The sequence below is a fragment of the Mesorhizobium sp. M1050 genome (genome assembly GCF_040318715.1).
GTDB lineage: Bacteria > Pseudomonadota > Alphaproteobacteria > Rhizobiales > Rhizobiaceae > Mesorhizobium.
Map to the genome: position 1 here is coordinate 156,954 of NZ_JAMYMV010000003.1, position 23,056 is coordinate 180,009.

Below are 23,056 nucleotides of genomic sequence, written 5' to 3' on the forward strand. Positions count from 1 at the left end.
CGTGTTTCGATATATTGTCTGGCGCATCGCTGTGATGGTTCCAACGCTGCTGATCATATCGGCGCTGGTGTTCACGATCATCGAACTTCCCCCAGGCGACTATTTCGACAGCTATGTCTCCGAGCTTCGGGCTCAGGGCGAAGCGGTGGATTCCGATCGCATCCAAATGATGAGGAAGGAATATGGTTTCGACCAGCCGCCGGTCATTCGCTACTTCTACTGGGTCGGCGGGATGCTGCATGGCGATTTCGGCTATTCCTTCGAGTATGAGCTGCCGGTTCGCGACGTCGTCGGGGACCGAATGTGGCTGACCGTGCTGGTTTCCTTCGTCACGATCATATTCACCTGGCTCATCGCCTTTCCGATCGGCATGTACTCCGCCACGCATCAATACAGTTGGGGCGACTACGGCCTTACTCTCTTCGGTCTTCTCGGCCTTGCCATTCCGAATTTCATGCTGGCGCTGATCCTGATGTATTTCGCCAATATCTGGTTCGGCACCTCCATCGGCCATCTCATGGACCCGCAATATCTCAGTGAGCCGATGAGCTGGGCCAAGGCGAAGTCGATCCTCGCCCATCTCTGGATCCCGGTCTTGATCATCGGCACCGGCGGCACGGCAAGCATGATCCGGCGGCTGCGCGCCAATCTGCTCGATGAGCTTCACAAGCAATACGTCGTGACCGCGCGCGCCAAAGGCCTTCATCCCTTCAGGGCGCTCGTCAAATATCCGCTGCGCATGGCGCTCAATTTCTTCATTTCCGACATCGGCTCTATCCTGCCGGCCATCATCTCCGGTGCCGAAATCACCGCGATAGTGCTGTCTTTGGAAACGACCGGGCCGATGCTGATCAGAGCGCTGCAAAGCCAGGATATGTATCTGGCAGGGTCGTTCCTGATGTTCCTCGCCTTCCTGACGGTCATCGGTGTCCTGATTTCCGACTTGGCGCTCGCGCTCCTTGATCCGCGAATTCGTTTGCAGGGCGGCAGCACAAAATGAACACGCAATCGCCGCTGCCCGCTCCGGGTGCCCCACTGCAACACTATGTTTCCATCGCTCCCTTTGATCTGCAATCGGTCGAGGCGATGACGGCGGAGCAGTCGAAGGTCTTTCAGGCGTCGCAGTTGCGCCTGATGTGGTGGAAATTCCGACGGCACCGGCTCGCCCTTGTATCCGGCATATTCCTGGCAGCGCTCTATTTCGGGATACTGATCTGCGAGTTCCTGGCGCCCTACAATCTGCACACGCGCAACATGGACTACATCTATTCGCCGCCGCAGCGGGTGCACCTGTTCCACAACGGCCAACTCGTCGGGCCGTTCGTCTATGGCCGCCAGATGACGCTGGACATGGATACGCTCAAGCGGAACTACATCGAGAAGCCGGATGATGTTCAGCGGATCCGTTTCTTCTGCAAGGGCGACAGTTACCGGTTCTGGGGCCTGATCGAAGGTGACAGGCATTTTGTCTGCCCTGCTGAAAACGGCCAGCTCTTTCTGGCCGGCACTGACAGGCTGGGGCGCGATGTGCTCTCGCGCATCATCTATGGCGCACGTATTTCACTGACAATCGGCCTTGTCGGCATCAGTTTCAGCTTCCTGCTCGGCATTGTCATCGGTGGACTGGCCGGCTATCACGGCGGTATCTTCGACCTTATCGTTCAACGGATAATCGAAGTTCTGCAATCGATCCCCAGTATTCCGCTATGGCTGGCTCTGGCGGCGATCATGCCGATAACCTGGAGTCCGATCCTGATCTATTTCGGCATCACCGTCATCCTCGGGCTGCTCCACTGGACCGGACTGGCGCGGGCCGTGCGTTCAAAGCTTCTGGCCTTGCGCGAGGAGGATTACGTTCTGGCAGCGCAATTGATGGGTGCCAACAGCAGCCGCATTATCCGGCGGCACCTCATTCCCGGCTTCATGTCGCATCTGATCGCGACGGCGACGATCTCCATACCCGGCATGATCCTGGGCGAGACGGCGCTGAGCTTCCTCGGGCTCGGCCTGAGGCCACCGACAACCAGCTGGGGCATCCTGCTAACCGAGGCGCGTAGCGTTAGCGTCATCGCGTTCTATCCATGGCTGCTTTTGCCGATGCTCCCCGTCATTCTCGTCATCTTGGCGTTCAACTTCCTCGGCGACGGCTTGCGGGACGCCGCAGACCCATACAAATGACATCGCTATTCCGGCGCGCCGGGCCGTCAACTCCACCGGTACGATCCTCGTCGGCAGCCTGTTCGGTTGTTGCAGTGTTCATCGTTGGCCTCTATATGCGACGAGGCTCGATCGGGGTTTTATCGCGGGCATTGCCGATCTCTTGAGCTGGTTCAGGACACGCAAACGCATATGAGTCGCCTTGAGAGTTTCATCCGCAGGATGACCGCACAGCGCGACATTCTCGATCAAGTCTGCGCGGAGGTAGCGAAGATCGAGGGCCCCGTGATCGAGCTCGGCCTCGGCAATGGACGGACGTTCCACCATCTGCGCGAGCGCCTGCCCGGGCGCCGGATCGTGGCGTTCGACCGCGCACTCGCCGCCCATTCCAGCTCAATTCCCGAAGCTGAAAACCTCGTGCTCGGCGAAATACGCGAGACGGCGAGCAGGTTCATTGGCATCGACGCCGCTCTTGTTCATGCTGACCTTGGCACCGGCTATGAAGATCGCGATGCAGTGACTTCTACCTGGCTTCCCGATCTGACCGCGCGCCTGCTTCGCGTCGGCGGCATCGCGGTCAGCGGCACGCCGCTCGATCACCCACAGTTGCAACGCCTCCCGCCGCCCCCTTCGGTACCCGCCGATCGTTATTTTATCGCTAGACGCGTGTGAGGGGCGGAGACGACGCCAGGGCCCTAATCTTCAGGGGATCGTATATACTGCTATCTCTCGCTCGATGCCGCGCAGCGAAACCTCGTGGGGCACGGGCGTCAGCGCGTTCCTGCGCAACAGTTCGGCGGTGAGATTGTCGTCGACCACCGCACGGGTGGCGAAAATCGCCTGTGCGTTGGCCAGGTTCTGGACCCGTGAAGCAATGTTGACCGTCTGGCCGAAATAGTCCTGTCGCTCGTTCATGGACACGGCGATGCAGGGGCCGGCATGGACTCCGATCTTGAGCAGCAGATCCTCGCGCCCGCTCTGCTCGTTGAGCGCACGCATGGCATCGCGCATCCTGAGGGCCGCGGCAATCGCACGATCAGGCGTCGCGAAGGTCGCCATCACAGCATCACCGATCGTCTTCACCACCGCGCCTGCCTCCGCGGCGACGATCTCGTTCAGAACCTGGAAATGCGCGCGCACGAGATCGAAGGCGGAAAGGTCCCCCACCCGCTCGTAAAGCGCGGTCGATCCGCGCAGGTCGGTGAACAGGAAGGTCAGGCTGGTGATCTTCAGGCGCTGGTTGATGTCGAGCGTATCCGTGCGATAGAGATCGCGAAACGTCTGGTTGGTGAGCAGGCGCTTGGCGGTGAGAAAGGGCCGGCGTTTGCCCAGCAAATCATGCAATGCCTGGCCGGCGATGAAGACCGTCGGCAGCACGCGGGTGTCGGTCCTGTTTTCCAGCGAAATGCGCAACGGGCCGGGCTGCATCTCCAGAGTCTGGTTTTGGACATGGTCGCGGTCGAAGACCAAAGAGAGGCTTCGGCGCTCCTTTGTTGGTTCGCCCTTCACGTCGATGAACTGCGCTGAATGGGTGACCGGCTCGAAGACGATGATGAATTCGGACGGAAGCTGTATGGGCAGAACCGCCTTTTCACCGGGAGCAAGTTCGATATCCTCCAGCGAGAACGCTTCGATCGTCTTCGCGAAATCCTCTTCCGGCAGATCAACGCCGGACGCCCAGTAGATCTGGCTGAAATATTCCACCATCGGCAGTTCGTGTGGATTGTGGGCGGCAATCCTGCGCACGCGGGGACTGACGGTGAATGTCACCTCGACCATCTCGTCGAGGGTCGGCGAATAACCCTCGGAGCACAGCGCGCAGGTGTATTCGTCCTTCTGCAGGGTTTTCAGCGTGGCGTTGGTGTCGAGCACGCCGCCACAGCCGGGGCACAGAACATTCCAGGAAATGTCGAAGATGCCCACCCGCGCCGCGTGGAGAAAGGCGCCTATGGTCCGCTCCTCGTCGAGGCCATGCTTGCTGGCGAAGGCTGGCGCATTGATGCGGCAAAGTTCGCGGTCCTTGCCCTCCGCGATGGTTCGCTTGACCGCGTCGATTGCCAGTGGATCGACATCGGTCGATTGCCGCAGAAGCGAGAACAGATCCTGAGCTTCGTTCATCGTGCAGGCTCCGGAAAATGCGCCCCCGGGGTGTGTTGACCGGACCGGTCTTTGGTCCAAGTGCTCAATCTTACTTCGAAACGGACCGTACGGCTATCTAATGGATAAGCCCTGGTGGCAGTTCAATTCCCATTCGGCGGATTTTCATCGGCGGCAAGCGGCACTATGGTGGTTCACGGGCATTCATCTTTGGGGCTTTCTCCCATGCCGACATCCAACAACCCGCCATTTCCCGCGGCCCTGCGCCTGTTCTCCGCAGCCGTCATCATCGTCCTGATCGTAGGCGCAGGCCTGTTTTTTGCGCCTGTGCTGGTCAAGCCGCGCTGGCCTTGGGCCGTCACGCCGTTCAATGCCCGCTTTCTCGGCGGCTTCTACACCGCCGAAATGGTCGTGATGGCGGCGCTGCTGTTCTGGAATCGCTGGTCGCCCGGCAGGCTCGTGCTCGTCATGGCCTTCATCTTCACCGTCGTCGTCTCGGTGGCTTCGTTCATCAATCTCGGCTATTTCAACTTCGAGCGCAAAGCGCCCTGGCTCTGGTTTTTGGTCTATCTTGCTTCGGTCGCGGTATCCGGGCTGTTCCTGTGGCGGGCAAGAGCCCGTCCTTCTGCAAAAGGCGCGATCTTAAACTCCGCATGGCGCGGCTACATGCGGGTGGAATCGGCGGTCCTCGGGCTCTATGGCGTCGGCCTGTTGCTGTTTCCCCTGACGTTCAACAGCATCTGGCCATGGCCGGTCGATGCCTTCCACGCTCAGGTCTACAGCGCCATCTTCCTCGCCGGTGCGGGCGGCACATATCTCGTCTGGAAAAGCGCGCCGCGCGAGGAACTGTTGGTGCTCGGCTTGGCGCAGTTTCTGGTTGGCCTGCTTGCCATCCTTGGCCTCGTCATCACCGACTCTGCGGTGCATCGGACCGACTGGACGGCGACCGGGACATTGTTCTGGCTCGCCCTTTTCGGCTGGATCGGGATCAGCGGCGCCTTCAAACTCTACGCCGCCTCCCGGCATTTTGGCTCGCAATCGGCATCATAGGTTGCAGAGAAGGCTGGATTTCCAGATGACGTCCGGTGCATCGTGCCGGGCCGATTGCCTTCGCCGGGAACGCCATGACCAGTACGACCTCGCCATCTTCCGACAAAATCCAGCCGCAGCTCCGATCCGTCCGGCCAAGCGATGCGGAGGCGCTTTGCGCTATCTTCAACATGCCGGGCTTCCGCTGGGGCACACTCAGGATGCCCTTCGAGATGGTCGAGCAGGTGGAGCGGCGCATCGCCAAGTCCGGCCAGGAAACCACCTGGATCGTTGCGGAGTTGGACGGCAAGGTCGTCGGCCATGGCAGCCTGGTCGTGCAGGGTTCGCCGCGCCGTTCGCATATCGGCGAGATCAATATCGGCCTTGACGATGCCTTTATCGGCAAGGGCATCGGCTCTGCCATACTTGGCGCGTTGCTCGACGTGGCCGACAACTGGCGGGCCCTGAAGCGGGTCGAGTTGACCGTCTATGCCGACAACGAACCAGCCATCCGCCTCTACAAAGGCCACGGCTTCGAGGTCGAAGGCCGGCATGTGAAGGCCGGTTTTACCGACGGGCAGTACCACGACCTCCTGAGCATGGCACGGCTGCGGTTCTGATGACCGCCGTCTTTGATCCAACCCCTACGCCTCCGGCAGAAATTCTGGCTGTGCTGTCGCTGCTCTGCCCGGAAGTCGTGCGTGACATCGAGCAGAACTGGAATGCACCGGTTTCCGATTACGCCCGCCATCTGTGGCGGCCGGTGGCAGGGCCTGCATCGGCCCCGACGATCGCTGCCCGCTCGATCCTGCGCGAAGTCCTGCATCAGCGCCTTGGCGTGATCATGCAGCCTGAAGAGATCGGCAAGGCCCTCGAAGAGTTCGAGGACAGACCGGTGATTCAGTCCGGCCTGCATTGCCTGCTTCTGATGGACAGGATCACCTTCGATGCCCTCCTGCTTGCCTGGCTCGGCGCGGTCGAAAACGGGCTGTCGGCCTTCTTCGGTTTCATGGGAACGACGATGACCATGGAGACAATTGGCCGGGAGGGGCCGGGATGGCTCGACGTCGGCGACGACAAGGTCAACCTGTTTGGCATGGGACGCCACAAACTGTGCCGCAAAAGCGCCTGCGTGGCCGGTCCCGTCTCCCTCAACAAGCGCGCGCTCGAGGCAGTGGGCGATGAAACGGATGCCAGCCGCTGGCTGGGCACATTGCTTGCCAGCCAGGACAAGGTGTTTGGAACCGCCGCAGACGCGCTGACAGCCCTCAACGAGGATCTGGTCGCCGATTGGGATCGTTCCGGCATGGCCCTGCCGGTTTTCATCGATGATCGGCTCGCCGCTTCTGCCATGGCGCGGCATCTAGAAAATGACGGCAGCCTTCTTTCCAGGCTGCTCATTGAGCCCGCAAGGCGCCAGCGTCTCGAACGTGCCTTGCAAGAGGCCGAATCGAGCCCGTTTGGCAGATTCCTGCCTAATGCCACGGCCTATTTCTGGGGCATCCGCGAGGAGCGCGTGCGCAAGCTCGTCCTCGATAACGGGCGTCTGATCGAGCCTGACAGGCCGCATGGTCTTTCCATCCCGTTCGAGCGGCCGCACCTCAGGCAGGCGCTGTTGGACGGCGTGCTGCTGCCAAACTTGTTCCTGACGTTCCTCGTCCTTGCCATATTGCCGCGCGTCCGGGTTGTGGGCGGCCTGAGACAGATTGGCTATGTAGCGCTTTTCCACTCGATTCTGCTGGCTGCGCTGGACGAAAACGCGCCGGAAGAGCGCGATTTGGCTACGGAGCTGCAGGTCCGGGAAAATGCCTGGGGCATGCGGGTCATCGACGAAAAGATTTCGGTCCGCGAGCAGCTTGCCGGCCTGCCGGAAGGGGCGCTCTTCCCGGACCTGCTCCGGCAATACCGATCGCGCACATTTGCTGAGACGACCGGCGACCTGAGATTGGTTCGCGAAAACGCCCGATGGCGCAAGATCGGCCAAGCAGTGATCAAGGGGACCTGAGCCTCACTTAAGGCCTCCTTCCAGATTGGTGCACAACGGCAAGCGACGGCGACTATCGGTGAGCGACCGACCGCTTCATTCGAGCACCGCCTCGACAATGGCAACAAAGTCATCAAGCGAGCGATCCCCGCGAATCTCGATGCGTGGAAGGTCGATGGGATCGCAATCGAGATCCGCCGGCCCATGTCTACCGCCGAAGCCGATCCGATAACCGCACTCCTTGGCAAGCTGTCCAAGCCGTCGGTCGGTGACGGAGAATGGTGCCGCGAACGCCGTGGTTGGCCGACCGGTCCACCGTTCGATGAACATACGAGAGCGCAGGAGCTCGGCGGCCAGGTCACAGCTTGACAGGCCATCGATCGCGCGATGCGTCGCCAGATGGCTTCCGAAAAACGCACCTTCGGCCGAGAGGCGTCGCACCGTCGCGGCGTCCATAAGCCGCGTCGGCGGACCGATATCGGCGTCCCACTTTGCACTTTCGCCCACCAGATCCGTCACCAGGAAAACTTCCGCGGTCAGGTCGTTGGCGCGCAAGATCGGCCAGGCATGGTCGGCAAAGTTCTGGAAGCCGTCGTCGAAGGTGATGAGCACCGGGCGGCCAACGAAAGGGTGACGGTTGGCGATGGACTGTTCCAACTGCTCGGACCCAATCGCGTGAAAGCCATTTGCGCGCAGCCACGCCATCTGGCTGGCGAATGCTGCGGGCGTGAGCCGAAAACGGGCGAGCGCGGCCGGGCCATCATCGGCGACGCTGTGATACATCAGGACAGGGACACGCTGCCGCCGCTCGCTACGGGCGACGTCGCGGCGCAAGGCCCGCGCCCCCCCCCAGACGATATTTCGCGCGACGCCGATTTCGATGGGCGCGCGGATTGGCACATGATCGATCACCGGTTCCGTCGCCACATCGTCCGGCGACAGGCGGCGGAAGCGGTCTATGCGGTAGAGCTCGGTCTGGATCGATTGCTCAAGGACGAGGCCTTCGGTCGCCGCCAGCGTCTCCGAGATCGCTTGCGCACCGAATGTGTTCCAGTCGAAGCCCGTCCTTTCAACATTGTCACGCAGCACGAATGCGTGTGCGCTGATGAAACTGCCGCCAGGCGCCAACGCCCCAGTGAATTTTTTGGCGATGCGCTGCAACTCGGTGAGATCATCCAGGTAGTAGAGCACCTCCGAACAGAAGATCAGATCCATCTCATCCGGCAGCGCGTCGGCGGAGAAATCCAGTACACCGAATTCAATGTTCGGCTGATTGCTGCATCGCGCACGGGCCCGCTCGATGGCTATGGCGGAGATGTCAGTTGCAGTCAGATGGCCCACACGCGGCGCCAGCTGCCGTGTGAAGTGGCCCTCCGCGCAGGCCAGCTCAAGCGCCCGTCCGATGGGACCAGCAGGCAGGATTTCGAGCTGCCGCTGATATTTTTCCTGCTCATAGAGCGAGCCGTACTTCCACGGGTCCTCGGTCGCGAAATAGCTGTTCCAGAACGCCGTGCGATCACGCCTGTCCGCGGTCCGTGCTCGGCGCGGCGTTGCAGGAGGTGGTGCAGGTTCGGCGCTTGATCGAACCAGCTCCCGCGCTTCAGCGGCCAATTGGGCGAGTTTGCCGAAGTGGCTGTCCGGATCGAGCCGACGTTCGCCTGCGGACAACAATGCCTCGGCTGCAAGCGCGTTTGACGTGTCGGCACCAGCGCCCTTTTGTCGTACAGGCGATCGTCTCGAAAGCCTTGCGGCACTGTCTACAATCCGCTCAGGGGGCACGATATCCAGGATCAATCCAATCCAATGATCCCCGGTCACTGTCCCGAGTACGCCGAACTGCACGACAGCCTCGATCTGGCCATCGATCATCAGATAGGCGTAGATTTGATCGATACCTTCCGGAAGGTCGATCGAGGTCGGATTTCGAGCGTCGACACGAATTCCGAGTGTCCGCGCCAGTCTGCGCGGCGCGGCAAGATCGTCGACGTCGAGAAGCATTTGCTCAAGGTGATACTGGACGCGGCGAGCGGCGCCGGGATTGTCCCAGACCTTGCCGAGTTCGATGATCAACTCGGTGAGGGAGCCGCCGAACCTGTCCCAACTGGCAGCCAATTGCGCTGGCACCGAAAGGCTTCCAACCATAAGGCCATCGAAGACCACCGTGGCGATCTCACGCGCCCACTTACGTCCTGCCGGGAGCGCGCGCAGGGACTGCGGGTTGATCGAGTGCCAGCCGCGGCCGCAATCCGACGCGGCGTTCCACAACGCGAACCACGCGAGTGCTTCGGAAGCGGTGCTGCCGTTCGCCGAGATCGCTCCATTGGCGTGTGCCGGTGCTGGGTGTTTGACCCTGGGATCAGCAGAAAAGCCGCGGGCGATCACGATTTCCGCATCTAGCATCATCTGTGTCGAATTGCGGGAGAGCGCGTTGGGGCTGATCCGACAGTAAGCGAGCGGCTCGTCGACCCTCACCCAATTTTTGCCTAGACGTGCGAGGCGCTGCCACAGATCCCAGTCCTCGCAGGTGCGCAGCGACACATCGAAACCGCCCAACTCGACAATTGCCTCCCGATCGACCAGAAGCGCGTGAGTGCGAATGGCACACCGGCGGGCGAATGTTTCGAAGGGCTGGATCGCAACCTCCGTTGAAATGCTCGAAGGAGTGAGTTCGCCATCGGGCATCACGCGCCGAGAACCGCAATAGGCGGCCACTGCATCGGGCGCGGTTTTCAGTGCGGCCAGCATTTTTGCAAGGAAGCTGGCATCCACCCAATCGTCAGCATCCAGAAACATGAGCCAGTGGCCGCGCGCTCTCGAAATCCCGCTGTTGCGCGCGCCGGCGGCGCTATACGCGCAAGACCTCAACGTCCGAAATCGGGCATCGTGCTCCACATAACCGGCGATGATGGCAGGGGTGCTGTCCGTGGAGGCGTCGTCGATGATGATTGCCTCCCAATCCAATATTTCCTGATCGAGAAGGCAATCGAGTGCGCGCGCCAGCGTCACCTCCGCATTGTGCGCAGGAACCACGATTGAAACCAAAGGATTATGCGCCACGCCGTCTTACCCGCGCCTGGTTCGAAGGCAGAACAAAAGTCCGGAAACATAGCCTGCGATTGCCTGCCAAAGGAAGCGGTCGTCAGGGACGATGTTCAACGGCGATCCGCCCGTCGACCCATCGTCTACCGCGACCATGCTCAGTACGTGGTAGGCCTGCTGGCGGATGCTGACAAGCGTTGCGCCGATGGTTTGCTCGGCATCGAACATCGAGACCACACCGGCTGCGGTAGCATCGTCGTGGATCATCGAGCTTTCGTTTTCTTCTGCAAGAGTCGGCGGATGACGGCATCGGATGGCAGCACCGCTCTGTCAAGATCGGGGCGAATTAGGGCAGGCAAAAAAGAGAAGACAGGGCTGAATGGCAAGCGCTCATGCCCTCGTGGTATGGGCTTGGGATCCTGGTGGGCGTCGGTGTAGCTCGCAACGATGAAGTCTTGCACCTCAACATCTGTTTCTCCAAGGTAGGGCAACAACGGACATAATGTCGTCGCTTGTCGATTTTGACCAGAAGGTTAACAGCACGGTGCCACTCATGATTGGACGATCGGGAGCCACGAACCTGGCGCGCCCGGCGCAGCGTCTCGGGTACCTGACGGCGATGCTGGTCCTGGTTGCCAGGCCGCTCGTCTTTGGGATCGCCCTCTTGTTGGCTGGCCAGGCACAGGCGCAGGCGCCGGCGACCGTCCCGCCTGAAAGGGTCAAACAGCTGTTCGAGCTTCTCGACGATCCAACAGTGAAGGCCTGGGTGGCTGAACAACGAAATCAGGACGCCGGATCGACGGGCACGCCTGCCGAGGCAGGGGCTTCGCCGACCGACGCATCGTCCGGCGCCGTGGCCGCACCGGGCCAGATGAATACGATGGCATCCTCGACGCTCGATCGGGTCAGGCACCATATCGAACGAATCGTGCGAACCTTGCCCCTGCTGCCAGGCCAGTTCGCGCGCGTACGCGCAGAGACGATGCAGGACATGTCCAGCAAGGGGTCCGCAAGCGTATTTATGCTGATTGCGATGTTCATTGCTGCCGGCCTGGCGCTCACTTGGGCAACGTATAAAGTCACACGTCCATTTCGTCTTTGGATTATCGTGCAACCGAAGGATACGCCAATCGGGCGAGCCAAGAAGATTGGTGGTCGCGCGCTTTATTCCAGCATGCTGATTGTCTCTTTCGCACTGGGCAGCGCCGGCGCGTTTATGTTGTTCGACTGGCCGATGCTTATCCGCGAGATTGTATTGACATTCCTGATGGCGGCGGTCCTCACATGGGGTGTGCGCATGTACGTCATGGCCATGCTCGTCCCTTCCTTCATGAACGTCGAGAACGCCGTCGAGGTTCGGGGTTTGCCGATCACCAACGTAGTGGCGGACCATTGGTCCTATTGGCTGCCCCGGATCGTCGGCGTCTTCGCCTTTTTCGGCGCCGCGTTTATCCTGTTGCCGGGTCTCGGCATCGATCAGGACGGAATGATGGTCCTGTCACTGGGCGCCGATTTCGTGCTGCTGCTGCTGTTGCTGCTTGCCATCTGGCGTCGGCCAAGAACGCAGCGAGACGGTGTGCGCCACAGCGGTCACACGGAAGTGACATGGTTGTTGACTGCTTATTTCGTCGTCCTGTTCCTGCAGCGCGTAGCCGGGCTCTATGTATACTTCTGGTTTACCTTCGCCGCATTCTTCCTGCCTTTCGCAATCGTGCTGACACAGCGCGGGGTTAATTTCGTCCTGCGGCCGGGTTCGGAAGATGTCGGCCGGCCTACGATCCCGGCGGTGACGATCGCTGTCATCGATCGCGGAATCCGGATGATTTTGATCCTGGCGGCGGCTTACTTTCTCGCAGGTGTCTGGGGTCTGAACATGCAATCGATGCGCGACAGCGATACGACGACGATGTTCATTTTGCGAGGCTTGATCAATGTCGTGGTCATTGCCCTCGCAGCCGATTTCGGCTGGTCGATCATCAAGGCTTTGATCGAACGGAAGCTGGGCCTCGAAATACCGCACCCTGTGATCAGCGACGAGGACGTCCCGATCCTCGATCCACAGCAGGCGCGGCTGAACACGCTCTTGCCGATCCTCCAGAACATGCTGCTCGCATTGATCGTTGTGATGGCGGTGCTGATGATGCTCGCCTCTATGGGTATCCAGATCGGCCCGCTGATCGCTGGCGCTGGCGTCGTCGGCGTCGCGGTGGGCTTTGGTGCACAAACCGTCGTCAAGGACGTCATTTCAGGCGTGTTTTTTCTGCTCGATGATGCGTTTCGTGTCGGCGAATATATTTCCTCGGGCAATTACAAGGGTACTGTGGAAAGTTTTTCGCTGCGCTCGGTGAAGCTGCGCCACCATCGTGGTCCGCTGTTCACGATACCTTTCGGTGAACTCGGGGCGGTCCAGAACCAGAGCCGTGACTGGGTTATCGACAAGTTCAACATCACCGTTGGCTATGACACCGATATCGACTTCGCCCGCAAGCTGATCAAGCGCATCGGCCTCGAACTGGCGGAAGATCCCGAGTTCAAAAACTGGGTGCTCGACCCAATCAAGATGCAGGGCGTGCAGGAGTTCGGCGAATACGGCATCGTGTTGAGGGTCAAGGCCATGACCAGGCCGGGAGGCGCCTTCGGTATGAAACGCAAATTCTATGTGCGCCTGCGCCAAGTCTTCAAGGAACAGGGCATCGAGCTCCCATTCCCGACCGTCCACATCCAAGGGCTACAGACCCCACATGAGGCAGAGAATGCGCCATCGGAGGTCACACCCGAGTTGCAATTGGCCGTCGCGCAGTCGCACACCAATCGGCGCAGGAAAAAAGCCAGCACAACGGAGTAGGAAAACCGTGACACCTGCCGGCGGCTTTGCGCGCATCGCCCATGGCGGGGATCGTCTTCCATCTTCTACTTAAGCCGAAAAAGTAGCATAACGAGCCTCGACGAGCCCTGACTATACTCTGAAGGCTCGGCCGGCAGTATGTCGGAGGTCTGTTTGTGATCACGCGTCGCCTCATCTCCACGCTAGCAGGTGGCAAGAAACAATGGCCACGGCGCCGTCCGGACCGGCAGCGCTCTGCCCCAGGACCGCACCGATCGCTCGATGCCCATTTTGCACTGCCGCTTGCTGGTCGACGGCTATCGGTTCATCCTTGTGAATACCCTGGCCGTGAAGTGCGTAGCTAGATCACACCGTCACGGCCCCTAGCGAGGTCTTGTTCTATGGACTGCTCAGGCTGCGGTTTCGAGGTTGAGAGCGGTTACGCTTTTTGTCCGCGGTGTGGCAGGCGCCAGCCCGTGCTTTGCGCCAGTTGCGGCTATCCCTGCGCACCTGATTTCGAGTTCTGTCCGAAATGTGGAGCAAGCGTCGGTGCGTCCGCAAAAGCCGTCGAACGGCCTGCTCCGGCACCAAGCCAGAAAATTGTGCCGCCTTCTCGGACTCCGTCGCCGCTTGCGAACATCGAACGCGAAGAGGGGCTGCATCCCGTCTCTGACGCCGATCGCCGGACGGTAACGGTCCTGTTCGCCGACCTTTGCGGCTTCACGACACTCAGCGAGCAACTCGACCCCGAGGTCATGCAAGCGCTGCAGAACGAACTGTTCAAGGAATTGACCGCGGCCGTCCGAAACTTTGGTGGCTTCGTCGACAAATTCATCGGCGATGCACTGCTCGCTTTGTTCGGTGCGCCGGTCGCGCACGAGGACGATCCGGAGCGTGCGCTTCGCGCCGCTCTCGACATGATCGCCCGGACGGCGCGGTTGGGCGAAGGCACCTCCCACTCCGGCTCGCCTCTGTTGCTCCACATCGGCATTAACACGGGTCCTGTTGTTACTGGCGGATTGGGCATCGGCACCGCCAAATCCTATTCGGTTACCGGCGACACGGTGAATACGGCGCAACGCCTGCAATCGCTCGCTGCGCCGGGTGAGGTGCTGGTAGGCGAGCTCACTCACAGGCTGACCCGGCATGCCTTCTCTTACGAGCCGCTGGGTGATGTCGTGCTTCGCGGCAAGGCTGGCAGTGTGCTCGTCCATCGACTCGATGCGCCGCTAGCGGCGCCGCGTGCAGCGCGTGGGCTCGAGGCGCTCGGCCTCAGCGCGCCGATAATAGGTCGTGGTGCGGAGCTCAATAGAATGCTGGCGAGCCTTGACCAGGCGTGTGGCGGCTCGGCCCAACTTGTCCGCCTTGTCGGAGAAGCCGGTATCGGGAAATCGCGGCTGGTGAAGGAGTTCGTCGCCCGCGTCGGCGATGAGGATCGTTTTCGCAACGTCACTGTGCGGCAGGCCACCTGCTCACCGCTGGGCGAACAATCATTTGGCGCCTTGGGCGCGGTGGTGCGCAGCGCTGCCGGGATGATGCAAAACGACAATGGGGACGAAATGCGGGAGAAGCTCGCAGCCTTGCTTACAGATCTCGGCCTGCAGGGCGAGGAGGCAAAGCGGTTGATGCCTCTGCTCTACCATGTGCTTGGCCTTGGCGACCCCGATGCCACGTTGCAGCATGTCGAGCCCGAGCAGTTGCGACGGCAAATTCTCTACGCAGTCCGCACGATCATCGAACGGCGACTTGCGCTGTCACCGCTCTTGATTGTCGTCGAAGACCTGCACTGGGCCGACGCCGTGTCGCTTGAGGCGCTACGTTTCGTGATGGACAGGTTGGAACGCACGCGGTTGATGTTGCTGGTCACCCATCGTCCGGCGCCGGACACCGGCCAGCTCGACTCAAGTCGGGTCAGTCACACAGCGCTGAGACTTTCGCCACTTAACAGTAATGACGGCCGCAGCCTGTTGGCGGCGCTTTTCGGCGAGAGCTGGGTAAACTCTGCAGGCGGGCTTCTCGAGCAAATCCTCGAGCGCGCGGGCGGCAACCCCCTTTTTCTGGAGGAGATCGTTCGCGGCCTTATCGATCGCGGTGTACTGATGCGCGAGGGCCAGCGATGGCGGACCGTGGCAGGCGAAGTCGCAACCGGCATTCCCGCCACTATCCAGGCAATGTTGCTTGCTCGCGTCGACCGGCTGCCCCAAGAGGTGCGCCGATTGGCCCAAGAAGCCGCGGTAATCGGCCCGCGCTTCGATGCCACACTTCTGAAAACCGTGACAGCCGACCCCGGCCGGCTAGAAGCCGCCTGCGAAATGCTATGCGATGCGGAAATCATCGAGGAAGTTGCCGGATCAGGCTCGGTCTCGTCGCAAAGCTACCGCTTTACGCAAACGTTGCTGCAAGACGTGATCTACCAGAATCTGCTCCTGCAACGCCGCACCGACATTCACGGGCGGGTCGGTGCTGCCTTGGAGCAAATGTGCGGCGACAAGCCGGAACGACTCGAGGATTTGACAGTGCTCGGTCATCATTTCGCACAGAGCGCCGAACGGGAGAAGGGCGCGCATTACCTGCAAGCAGCGGGCGATCGCGCTCGAATGATATACGCCAACGATGACGCCCTTCGTCTCTACGAGCGAGCACTGACTGCGTTGGGCGCGGTCGGGCAAACACCGCTCAAACTGGCAATTCAAGAGCGCATTGCCGATTTGAGCGGCCCGGCAGGCCACCGCGAGATCGCGCACAGCCACTACGACACGGTGTTGCAGGCATACCGCGAGTCAGGCGATCGTGTCGCTTCGGCGCGAGTTTTGCGCAAGATCGGCCGGCTGCTCTGGGACGTCGGCAAGCGGGACCACGCAGAATCCCGCTATGCTGAAGCGGCAGCGCTCCTCGATGGCGCGGATGCCCCGGTTGAGCAGGCGCATCTCTGGCAAGAACGTGGCCGACAGGCATTCCGTAGCGGAGATCATGCTCTCGCGGCAAAATGGGCAGACGCAGCGCTGGATTGCGTAGGCACTCTGACGACGGAACATGTCTCCGAGGTGGGGCGTGGTGCCACTCTTGTGACCGCCGAGGCACTCAATACCAAGGCTGTGGCGTTGGCTCGTCTTGGGCGAAACCGTGAAGCCGTGCGCCAGGTTGAGCGTAGCATTGAATTGGCCGAAGCCGCCGGTCTGCTGGGCGCGGCCTGCCGCGGCTACACCAATCTCGGCGTGCTTTACACGACCATTGATCCGGCACGGGCGATGGAGGTCTGTCGGCGCGGTCTTGAAGTGGCGCGCCACATTGGTGATTTGGGCTTCCAGGCGCGCCTCCTCGCCAATTTGGCGGTCGCTTGTTGTACCTTCACGGATCGCTGTCCAACGGAGGGCGTGCCTGCTGCCGAGAAGGCCATCGAGATCGACCGGGCACTCGACCAGCGCGAGCACCTGCCGGTGCCGTTGATCGTGCTTGGGCAGATCCACCAGTGCAACGGCCGTCCGGAGCTGGCGGTTGGCTTGTTCAACGAAGCACTGGAGGTAGCCCGCGAAACGGCCGAACCCCAACTGCTGTTTCCGTGCTATGATGGTCTTGCAACGCTTAATCTCGACCTCGACAATCTGGCCGAGGCCGAACGCTACTTTTCCTTGGCGCAGGGTGTATGCGCCCAGCACGGGCTCGACCCGGAGACGCTTGTGGTGCTGCCTTTTCTCGATTAGCCGGGGTTGGAGGTTGAAATGTCCGCGCGCAGTGACTTGGTACCGCTTCAACCGGGCGACCGGGCGCCAAACGTGGTACTCGACGCCATTTCCCAGGAAGGCAAGATCGCGCTTGACGACTTTCGCGGACATAAACCGGTCCTGGTTGGCCTGTTTCGAGGTCTGCATTGTGCGTTTTGCCGGCGCCATATCGCCGCCCAGGCGCGGCTTGATCCGGAGCTGCGTGAAAAGGGCGTGCAGAGCCTGACGGTGGTCAACACGCCGATCGAACGGGCGCGTCTCTATTTCCGCTACCACCCGATGCCAAATCTGCTTGCGGCGTCCGACCCTGAACGCGCTTCACATCGTGCTTTTGGACTGCCCAATCTCGAATTCACCGAAAACGAGACGAACTGGCCGTACAAGGTCTCGATGGCAATGGCGAAGGATATGCGGGTCGACTTACCAGGCGAGTTGCCCGGTCCCATGGATCCTTTTGCGGCCAGCGAATTCCTCGGCAAGAAGGACAATTACGAAGTGACCGAAGCCGACGAGCAGATGATGGCAACGGGACACGGACAATTGATAGGTCAATTCCTGCTGGACCGGCAGGGGATCGTCCGGTGGAGCTTCACGGAGGTTCCAGAGGGTGGGCGATACATGTTTGGAGCTCCAAACCCGCAGGAGTTGATGTCAGCAGTGTCCCAAGTCGCCCAATAGAGACCCTTGCAGGAGTAACGATAGCCGCACTCCTTAGCCTGCCAAGCCGTCGGTCGGTGACAGAGAAGGGTGCCGCGAACGTCGTGGTTGGGTCCACTTTTCAATAACTACAAGAGAGCGCAGGAGTTCGGCGGCAAGCTCAGAGCTCGACAGACCGTCGATCGCGCGATGCGTGCCGAACTGCAGCACAGCTCTGTCAAGATCGGGGCGAATTAGAGCCAGGCGAAAAAGCCTTGAAGACGGGCCTTAAGGCAAGCGCTCATAGAATTTCAATGAAGCTATAGGTTAGTCGCAATTCATATCGACCTCATTTCATATAACGTATCACTACTCATTTCGGCGTAGATTGGCGTGTGGTCAATTGGATTTGCCGGCTATTTCCGTTGTCAAAAATAGGTACCAAGAGCGAACTCAATCGTAGGTTGTGCACTGCCCAAAAGACGAACAAGGGACGCACGAATCGGATTGCGCCAAGGGATTCCGGCTTGCAGACCTGGTATTTGTCTGACATGATTTCGCGTTTTCAAGTTTTGTTCTGGTCAATGGGGCGTCTGGATGGCTAAGGAATCTTCGAATGCCGCTTCTTCGGCAAATAAAGTGGACGGAAACCTGATCGGTAATGCAGAGGGAAACGGGCTGAACTTCGTGGTGGGCCAGGCTCGCGAGGGCGGGGCCTCGGGCGACGCTGTAGGTGTCGACAAGATACGCGATCTGCTGTTCGGCAACCAGATGCAGGACTATGACCGCCGCTTTTCCAAGCTTGAAGAACGGGTCTTGCAGCGCTTCAAGGATGTCGAATCGGAAGCCAAGCGCAATCTCGAAATGTACGAGTCAAATGCAAAGAAGCAGGTCGATTCGCTTGCGGGGCAATTGCGGAACGAAAAAGATTCACGAGCCGATGCCGACAAGGAGATTGACCGGAATCTTCGCGAGCAAAACCAGGCACTTGAAAAGCAGGTGCGCGCGTTGTCGGACCAATTGAGCGAGCTTGAGCGCGACGTTGCGGACCGGATAAATCGAAACGATCATTTGCTGCGTGAGGAAATCAAGCAGAAGAATGAAGGCGTTCAGTTGCTGATAGAGAAAATGTTTGCTGACCTCAGCAACGTCAAGACCGACCGAAATCTTCTGGCTGGCCTGTTTGTCGAGGTTGCAAAATGTCTGAATCAGGACCCGGTCGGCAGCAAGAGCAACTCGGACCGTAGCTGGAAAGTGAGTTGATGGGACCTTGACGTCAACCGTCGACCCGATCACCCTTCCGCAAAGAACAGCCTCGAACGATACAGAGATTGATCGCGAGGCTCTGGCTCGCCTTTTGATCGAAATTGCCCGGAATGTTGATCCGGACTACCGCGCGCGTTTCGACGGAGTTCCAACCGCCGATCCTCGCATGGAAACGCTGCGCCAATTGCTGGTCAGCCGCGAAATTTCAGAGCTTTCACGAGTTACCCATCTGCTAGACGAACCGGAGCAGCTCGCGGCAGCCGTGGGCGACGTTCTTTCAAATGCGGCCGCACGAGCGCCTCATGCGCAACTCGGCGAGGCCCTTGCGCCAGCTGTTGAAAGGGCTGTGCAACGGTCAATCCAGAAGAGCCCGCGCACGCTGACGGATATATTATACCCAGTGTTTCTGCCGGCAATTCGCAAGTCGATCGGGGAAAAGATCGACCAGACCTTTCAGTCGCTGAATGAAACTTTGAGACATATCTTTACCTGGCATGGGCTCAAGTGGAGATTTGAATCGTGGAGAACTGGAGCTAGCTTCTCAGAAGTTGTTCTGAAACATTCTCTTATCTATCGTGTGGAGCATGTCTTTCTTATTAACCGGAATTCCGGTCTTTTGATAGCGCATGTAACTGCCGATAATGCAACTAGCGAAGATCCTCAACTCATTTCTTCGATGCTCAGTGCAATTCAAGATTTTGTGAAAGATTCGTTTAACGAGAAAGAGCAGAGCGGCCTGGACACAATTCGTTTTGGCGACCTTCGTCTCTGGTCGGAAGTTGGACCGTTTGCGACCCTGGTTTCGGTGATCCGAGGAAATCCGCCAGAGGAATTGCATGAAATCGTTCGCGATGTATTGCTTCGCATCCATGATGAATGCTCGCAGGCTTTAGAGCAGTTTGACGGCGACAGTTCGCAGTTGGCCGGCATAGAAGCGCAGTTGCAGACCTGCGTTGAACTGAAGCAGGAGGAATCAAACCAGGGATTTCCGTGGCTGGTGGTGGCTGCAGCCCTACTGATTTTGATTCCGGCAGGCGGTTGGTTCTTTCTTTCCTGGCAATCCGGGCAGCGCTGGCAGGCCTATGTGTCGCGACTGGAGACCCAGCCTGGCATCATCGTTGCAGAACAAAAGATACGCGGCGGCCAATTCTATATTGCCGGCCTGAGAGACCCGCTTGGCGCCGACCCGCAGTCGCTGTTGTCTGGAACGCAGGTCGATCCCGCCCGCGTTCATTCACAGTGGCAATTGTATCAGAGCCTTGAGCCGGAGTTCGTGTTGAAGCGGCTGACGGCGTCGCTGACCCCGCCCGATACAGTACGACTTTCGATCGTCAATGATCGCATCGTTGCCGAGGGTGAGGCTCCCGACACCTGGATAGATCGGGCGCGCGCAGCCGCCCGCCAGCTTTCGGCAGGCGGACCGGAATTCGACATCTCCAAGGTTCGTGATGTGAGCCCCGAAGCACGCGCCGCGGAGCACTGGCAGGCCTATGTGTCGCGACTGGGGACCCAGCCGGGCATCATCGTTGCAGAACAAAAGATACGCGACGGCCAATTCTATATCGCCGGCCTGAGAGACCCGCTTGGCGCCGACCCGCAGTCGCTGTTGTCTGGAACGCAGGTCGATCCCGCCCGCGTTCATTCACAGTGGCAATTGTATCAGAGCCTTGAGCCGGAGTTCGTGTTGAAGCGGCTGACAGCGTCGCTGTATCCGCCGGATACAGTACGACTTTCGATCGTCAACGATCGCATCGTTGCCGAGGGTGAGGCTCCCGACACGTGGATAGATCGGGCGCGCGCAGCCGCCCGCCAGCTTTCGGCAGGCGGACCGGAATTCGACATCTCCAAGGTTCGTGATGTGAGCCCCGAAGCACGCGCGGCGGAGCACTGGCAATATTATGTGTCGCGACTTGAGGCCCAACCGGGGATCATCGTCGCCCAACAAACGGCGAGGGGCGGACATTTCTACATTTCCGGCCTGAGAGACCCGCTTGCCGCCGACCCGCAAGCTCTGCTGTCCGGAACGGAGGTTGATCCTGACCGCGTTCATTCACACTGGCAATTCTATCAGAGCCTCGATCCGAAGTTCGTGGTGAAGCGGCTGACGGCGTCGCTGACCCCGCCGAAATCGGTCCAGCTTTCGATCATCCAGGGTCGCATCGTTGTCGTGGGTGAGGCTCCTGCCGCCTGGATCAACCGGGCGCAGGCCGCCGCCGAACAACTTTCGGCGGACGGAGTGGTTCTGGATGTCTCGCAGCTGCATGAGCTGGACCTTGCAGAACTCAATCATTTGAGAGAGGCGATCCAGACGACCGATATATTCTTCTCTTCCGGCAAAGTTGTGCCGGGACCAGAGCAGATTCCGGTTCTCGACAGATTGGCGGGTCAAATAAAGGAATTCGCCCAAGATGCCCGCAAGTCAGGCGTAACAGCGCGGTTCATGTTGACCGGCCATTCGGACGCCACGGGCCGTGAGACGGCCAACGCGTCGATCAGCGCCGCCCGCGCCGAGACAGTTCGTGCGCTTCTCAACAAGCGCGGCGTCGCTCCGGAACTACTGCTGGTTCGGGGCGCGGGCACCTTTGAACCGGCGGTGCCTGAAAATAGTCAAACCGGTAGCTCCACCAATCGCCGGGTTTCGGTTACGGTAAACCTGGATTAGGGCGGAGCCCAAGATGTTGCAAAAAAAGATCTGTATGTTGGGCGGGTTCTCTGTCGGAAAGACCAGCCTGGTTCGCAGGTTTGTGCAAAGCATCTTTTCAGAAACCTACTTGACCACGGTAGGAGTGAAAATCGACAAGAAGAGTGTCGCACTCCCGGACAAAACAGTGGATCTGATCTTGTGGGACTTGGCCGGCGAAGACGATATCGGCTCATTCCGCGTCAGCCATGTGCGGGGTGCGACAGGGCTCGTGCTTGTCGTCGACGGAACCCGCGCCGCTACTCTTGCCGCCGCGCTCACGCTGCGCGAGCGGGTCGAGGCCGAATTCGGTGCTATGCCGTTTGTATTGCTGTTCAACAAATCCGATCTGGCCGATCAGTGGGTAATACCGGATAGTGAGATAAATGGACTGAGGCAACGTGGATGGCAAATCTATCTAACAAGTGCGCTTTCGGGTGAGCACGTCGATGATGCGTTCCTTCAACTTGCTTCGATGGTCACCAAATAGACCATGCGTAGATTGCCACGAGAAGTCGGAGATTGGATTTACAATTTCTTCTATAACGAGCACTCTATCGCATATGTCAAAATTGACGCTCAGCTTTGCATAGCCGCGAAGGGCGGTAACGTTGAACATTACGGGCTCTTATCCGTTCGCATCGGTAGGCCTGTTACCGATCAGCTTCAATTCATGGAAGGTTTGCTGCCTTTCCCGGAACTTCCATATCATATGGCTATGATCGAACTGCCCAGCGGGCGCGTCGCGGACCTTCATCTTTTTGCCGACGACGACTGCGTGTGGCTGCTCTTTCTTGACGCCACTGCCGAACGCGACAACAAGCAGCGGCTTCAACAGAAGGCTTATGAAATGACGCTCCTGCAAGAGAGGGAGCGTCAACTCAACGAGAAATTACAATCGACAAACGAGGCGTTGAGGAAGAGCCAGGAGGGATTGTCGCGTGAATACCAGCGCGCCGAATCCCTGCTCCTTAACATTCTTCCGGCGTCGATCGCGGAGCGGTTGAAGGCACACAAAAAAATTGCGGACAACCACGCGGAGGTAAGTGTGCTTTTTGCCGACATCGTCGGTTTTACGGAAAGAGCGCGGAGCGTCGGAGCGGTAACGACGCTCGCTATCTTAAATTACTTCTTTAAGGCGGCGGATCGGCTCTCGGAACGACACGGCTGCGAAAAGATCAAGACAATCGGCGATTGTGTGTTGGTTGTCGCTGGCTTGCCCACCGCGCGATCCGATCATGCACAAGCCCTTGCGCACTACGCGCTTGAACTGCGGAGGGCGGTCAAGCGCGAACGCTTCGCGGGAGAACCGATAAGACTGAGAATTGGAATTCACTCAGGACCGATCGTCGCTGGCGTCATAGGCAAAAGGCGGTTCGCCTACGACCTGTGGGGCGAGACGGTTAACCTCGCCTCACGCATTCAAACGTCTGCGGAGCCCGATGAAATCCGTATTTCCGATGCAACTCGCCAACTGCTCGGACCAAAATTTGCTTGCGACCCGCTCGAGGAAACGGAATTGCGTGGTACAGGTCGTGTCCGAATGTGGCGGCTCGGTTAGTAATTGACGGCAGTTGCGTTTCCGACGAACCGCATGATTGTTCATCAACCGTCAATCCGCA

At 59.6% G+C, this 23,056-nt stretch carries 16 protein-coding genes; 13 read left to right on the top strand and 3 right to left on the bottom strand.

The features are described 5' to 3' along the window. Position 1 precedes the first annotated feature (1 nt). The 3 genes from NKH57_RS03120 to NKH57_RS03130 all read left to right on the top strand — a co-directional run bounded on the left by NKH57_RS03120 (position 2) and on the right by NKH57_RS03130 (position 2,829). Positions 2–1,000, top strand: coding sequence for an ABC transporter permease (locus NKH57_RS03120; protein ID WP_023767396.1), 999 nt, complete (start codon positions 2–4; stop codon positions 998–1,000). After that, on the top strand, positions 997–2,178 hold the full coding sequence (locus NKH57_RS03125) for an ABC transporter permease (protein WP_352487156.1): 1,182 nt from the start codon (positions 997–999) through the stop codon (positions 2,176–2,178). The genes NKH57_RS03120 and NKH57_RS03125 overlap by 4 nt, the downstream gene beginning before the upstream one ends. Before the next feature lie 171 nt (positions 2,179–2,349). After that, entirely contained in the window at positions 2,350–2,829 is a 480-nt protein-coding gene (locus NKH57_RS03130; protein ID WP_023762166.1) for a class I SAM-dependent methyltransferase, read from the top strand. A 30-nt stretch (positions 2,830–2,859) separates the two neighbouring features. On the opposite strand, the gene NKH57_RS03135 is transcribed toward NKH57_RS03130, so the two are convergent. After that, a complete protein-coding gene (locus NKH57_RS03135; protein ID WP_352941612.1) occupies positions 2,860–4,275 on the bottom strand; it encodes an adenylate/guanylate cyclase domain-containing protein in 1,416 nt (471 codons plus the stop codon). Positions 4,276–4,479: 204 nt separating this feature from the next. Between NKH57_RS03135 and NKH57_RS03140 the strand changes: the two genes are divergently transcribed. The 3 genes from NKH57_RS03140 to NKH57_RS03150 all read left to right on the top strand — a co-directional run bounded on the left by NKH57_RS03140 (position 4,480) and on the right by NKH57_RS03150 (position 7,288). Then, a complete protein-coding gene (locus NKH57_RS03140) occupies positions 4,480–5,304 on the top strand; it encodes a hypothetical protein (RefSeq protein ID WP_352941615.1) in 825 nt (274 codons plus the stop codon). A 74-nt stretch (positions 5,305–5,378) separates the two neighbouring features. Then, positions 5,379–5,903: a GNAT family N-acetyltransferase gene (locus NKH57_RS03145; protein WP_352941618.1), complete on the top strand. Its 525-nt coding sequence runs from the start codon at positions 5,379–5,381 to the stop codon at positions 5,901–5,903. Further along, positions 5,903–7,288 (top strand): hypothetical protein, encoded by a 1,386-nt coding sequence (locus NKH57_RS03150; RefSeq protein ID WP_352941621.1) that lies wholly within the window; start codon positions 5,903–5,905, stop codon positions 7,286–7,288. Before NKH57_RS03145 ends, NKH57_RS03150 begins: the two co-directional genes overlap by 1 nt. 75 nt (positions 7,289–7,363) lie before the next feature. Here NKH57_RS03150 and NKH57_RS03155 read toward each other — a convergent pair whose 3' ends face one another. Continuing rightward, positions 7,364–10,324: a trifunctional glycosyltransferase/class I SAM-dependent methyltransferase/polysaccharide deacetylase gene (locus tag NKH57_RS03155; RefSeq protein WP_352941624.1), complete on the bottom strand. Its 2,961-nt coding sequence runs from the start codon at positions 10,322–10,324 to the stop codon at positions 7,364–7,366. Between the two features lie 6 nt (positions 10,325–10,330). Next, on the bottom strand, positions 10,331–10,573 hold the full coding sequence (locus NKH57_RS03160; RefSeq protein WP_352941627.1) for a glycosyltransferase: 243 nt from the start codon (positions 10,571–10,573) through the stop codon (positions 10,331–10,333). A gap of 235 nt (positions 10,574–10,808) precedes the next feature. Between NKH57_RS03160 and NKH57_RS03165 the strand changes: the two genes are divergently transcribed. The 7 genes from NKH57_RS03165 (at position 10,809) to NKH57_RS03195 (ending at position 22,995) form a co-directional block, all read left to right on the top strand. Further along, on the top strand, positions 10,809–13,151 hold the full coding sequence (locus tag NKH57_RS03165) for a mechanosensitive ion channel family protein (protein ID WP_352941630.1): 2,343 nt from the start codon (positions 10,809–10,811) through the stop codon (positions 13,149–13,151). 380 nt (positions 13,152–13,531) lie between these two features. Then, the gene (locus tag NKH57_RS03170; protein ID WP_352941633.1) at positions 13,532–16,831 is read left to right on the top strand and encodes an ATP-binding protein; all 3,300 of its coding nucleotides are present in this window, start codon (positions 13,532–13,534) and stop codon (positions 16,829–16,831) included. Positions 16,832–16,849: 18 nt separating this feature from the next. Further along, positions 16,850–17,530 carry a redoxin domain-containing protein gene (locus NKH57_RS03175; RefSeq protein ID WP_023762157.1) on the top strand — a complete coding sequence of 227 codons (681 nt, stop codon included), beginning with the start codon at positions 16,850–16,852 and terminating at the stop codon, positions 17,528–17,530. Between the two features lie 555 nt (positions 17,531–18,085). Beyond that, positions 18,086–18,751 (top strand): hypothetical protein, encoded by a 666-nt coding sequence (locus tag NKH57_RS03180; protein WP_352832852.1) that lies wholly within the window; start codon positions 18,086–18,088, stop codon positions 18,749–18,751. A 7-nt stretch (positions 18,752–18,758) separates the two neighbouring features. Further along, positions 18,759–21,416, top strand: a complete 2,658-nt coding sequence (locus tag NKH57_RS03185) for an OmpA family protein (protein WP_352941636.1) — start codon at positions 18,759–18,761, stop codon at positions 21,414–21,416. 13 nt (positions 21,417–21,429) lie between these two features. Beyond that, a complete protein-coding gene (locus NKH57_RS03190; protein WP_352605663.1) occupies positions 21,430–21,924 on the top strand; it encodes a Rab family GTPase in 495 nt (164 codons plus the stop codon). Positions 21,925–22,146: 222 nt separating this feature from the next. Continuing rightward, the gene (locus NKH57_RS03195) at positions 22,147–22,995 is read left to right on the top strand and encodes an adenylate/guanylate cyclase domain-containing protein (protein WP_352941639.1); all 849 of its coding nucleotides are present in this window, start codon (positions 22,147–22,149) and stop codon (positions 22,993–22,995) included. Positions 22,996–23,056 lie beyond the last annotated feature (61 nt).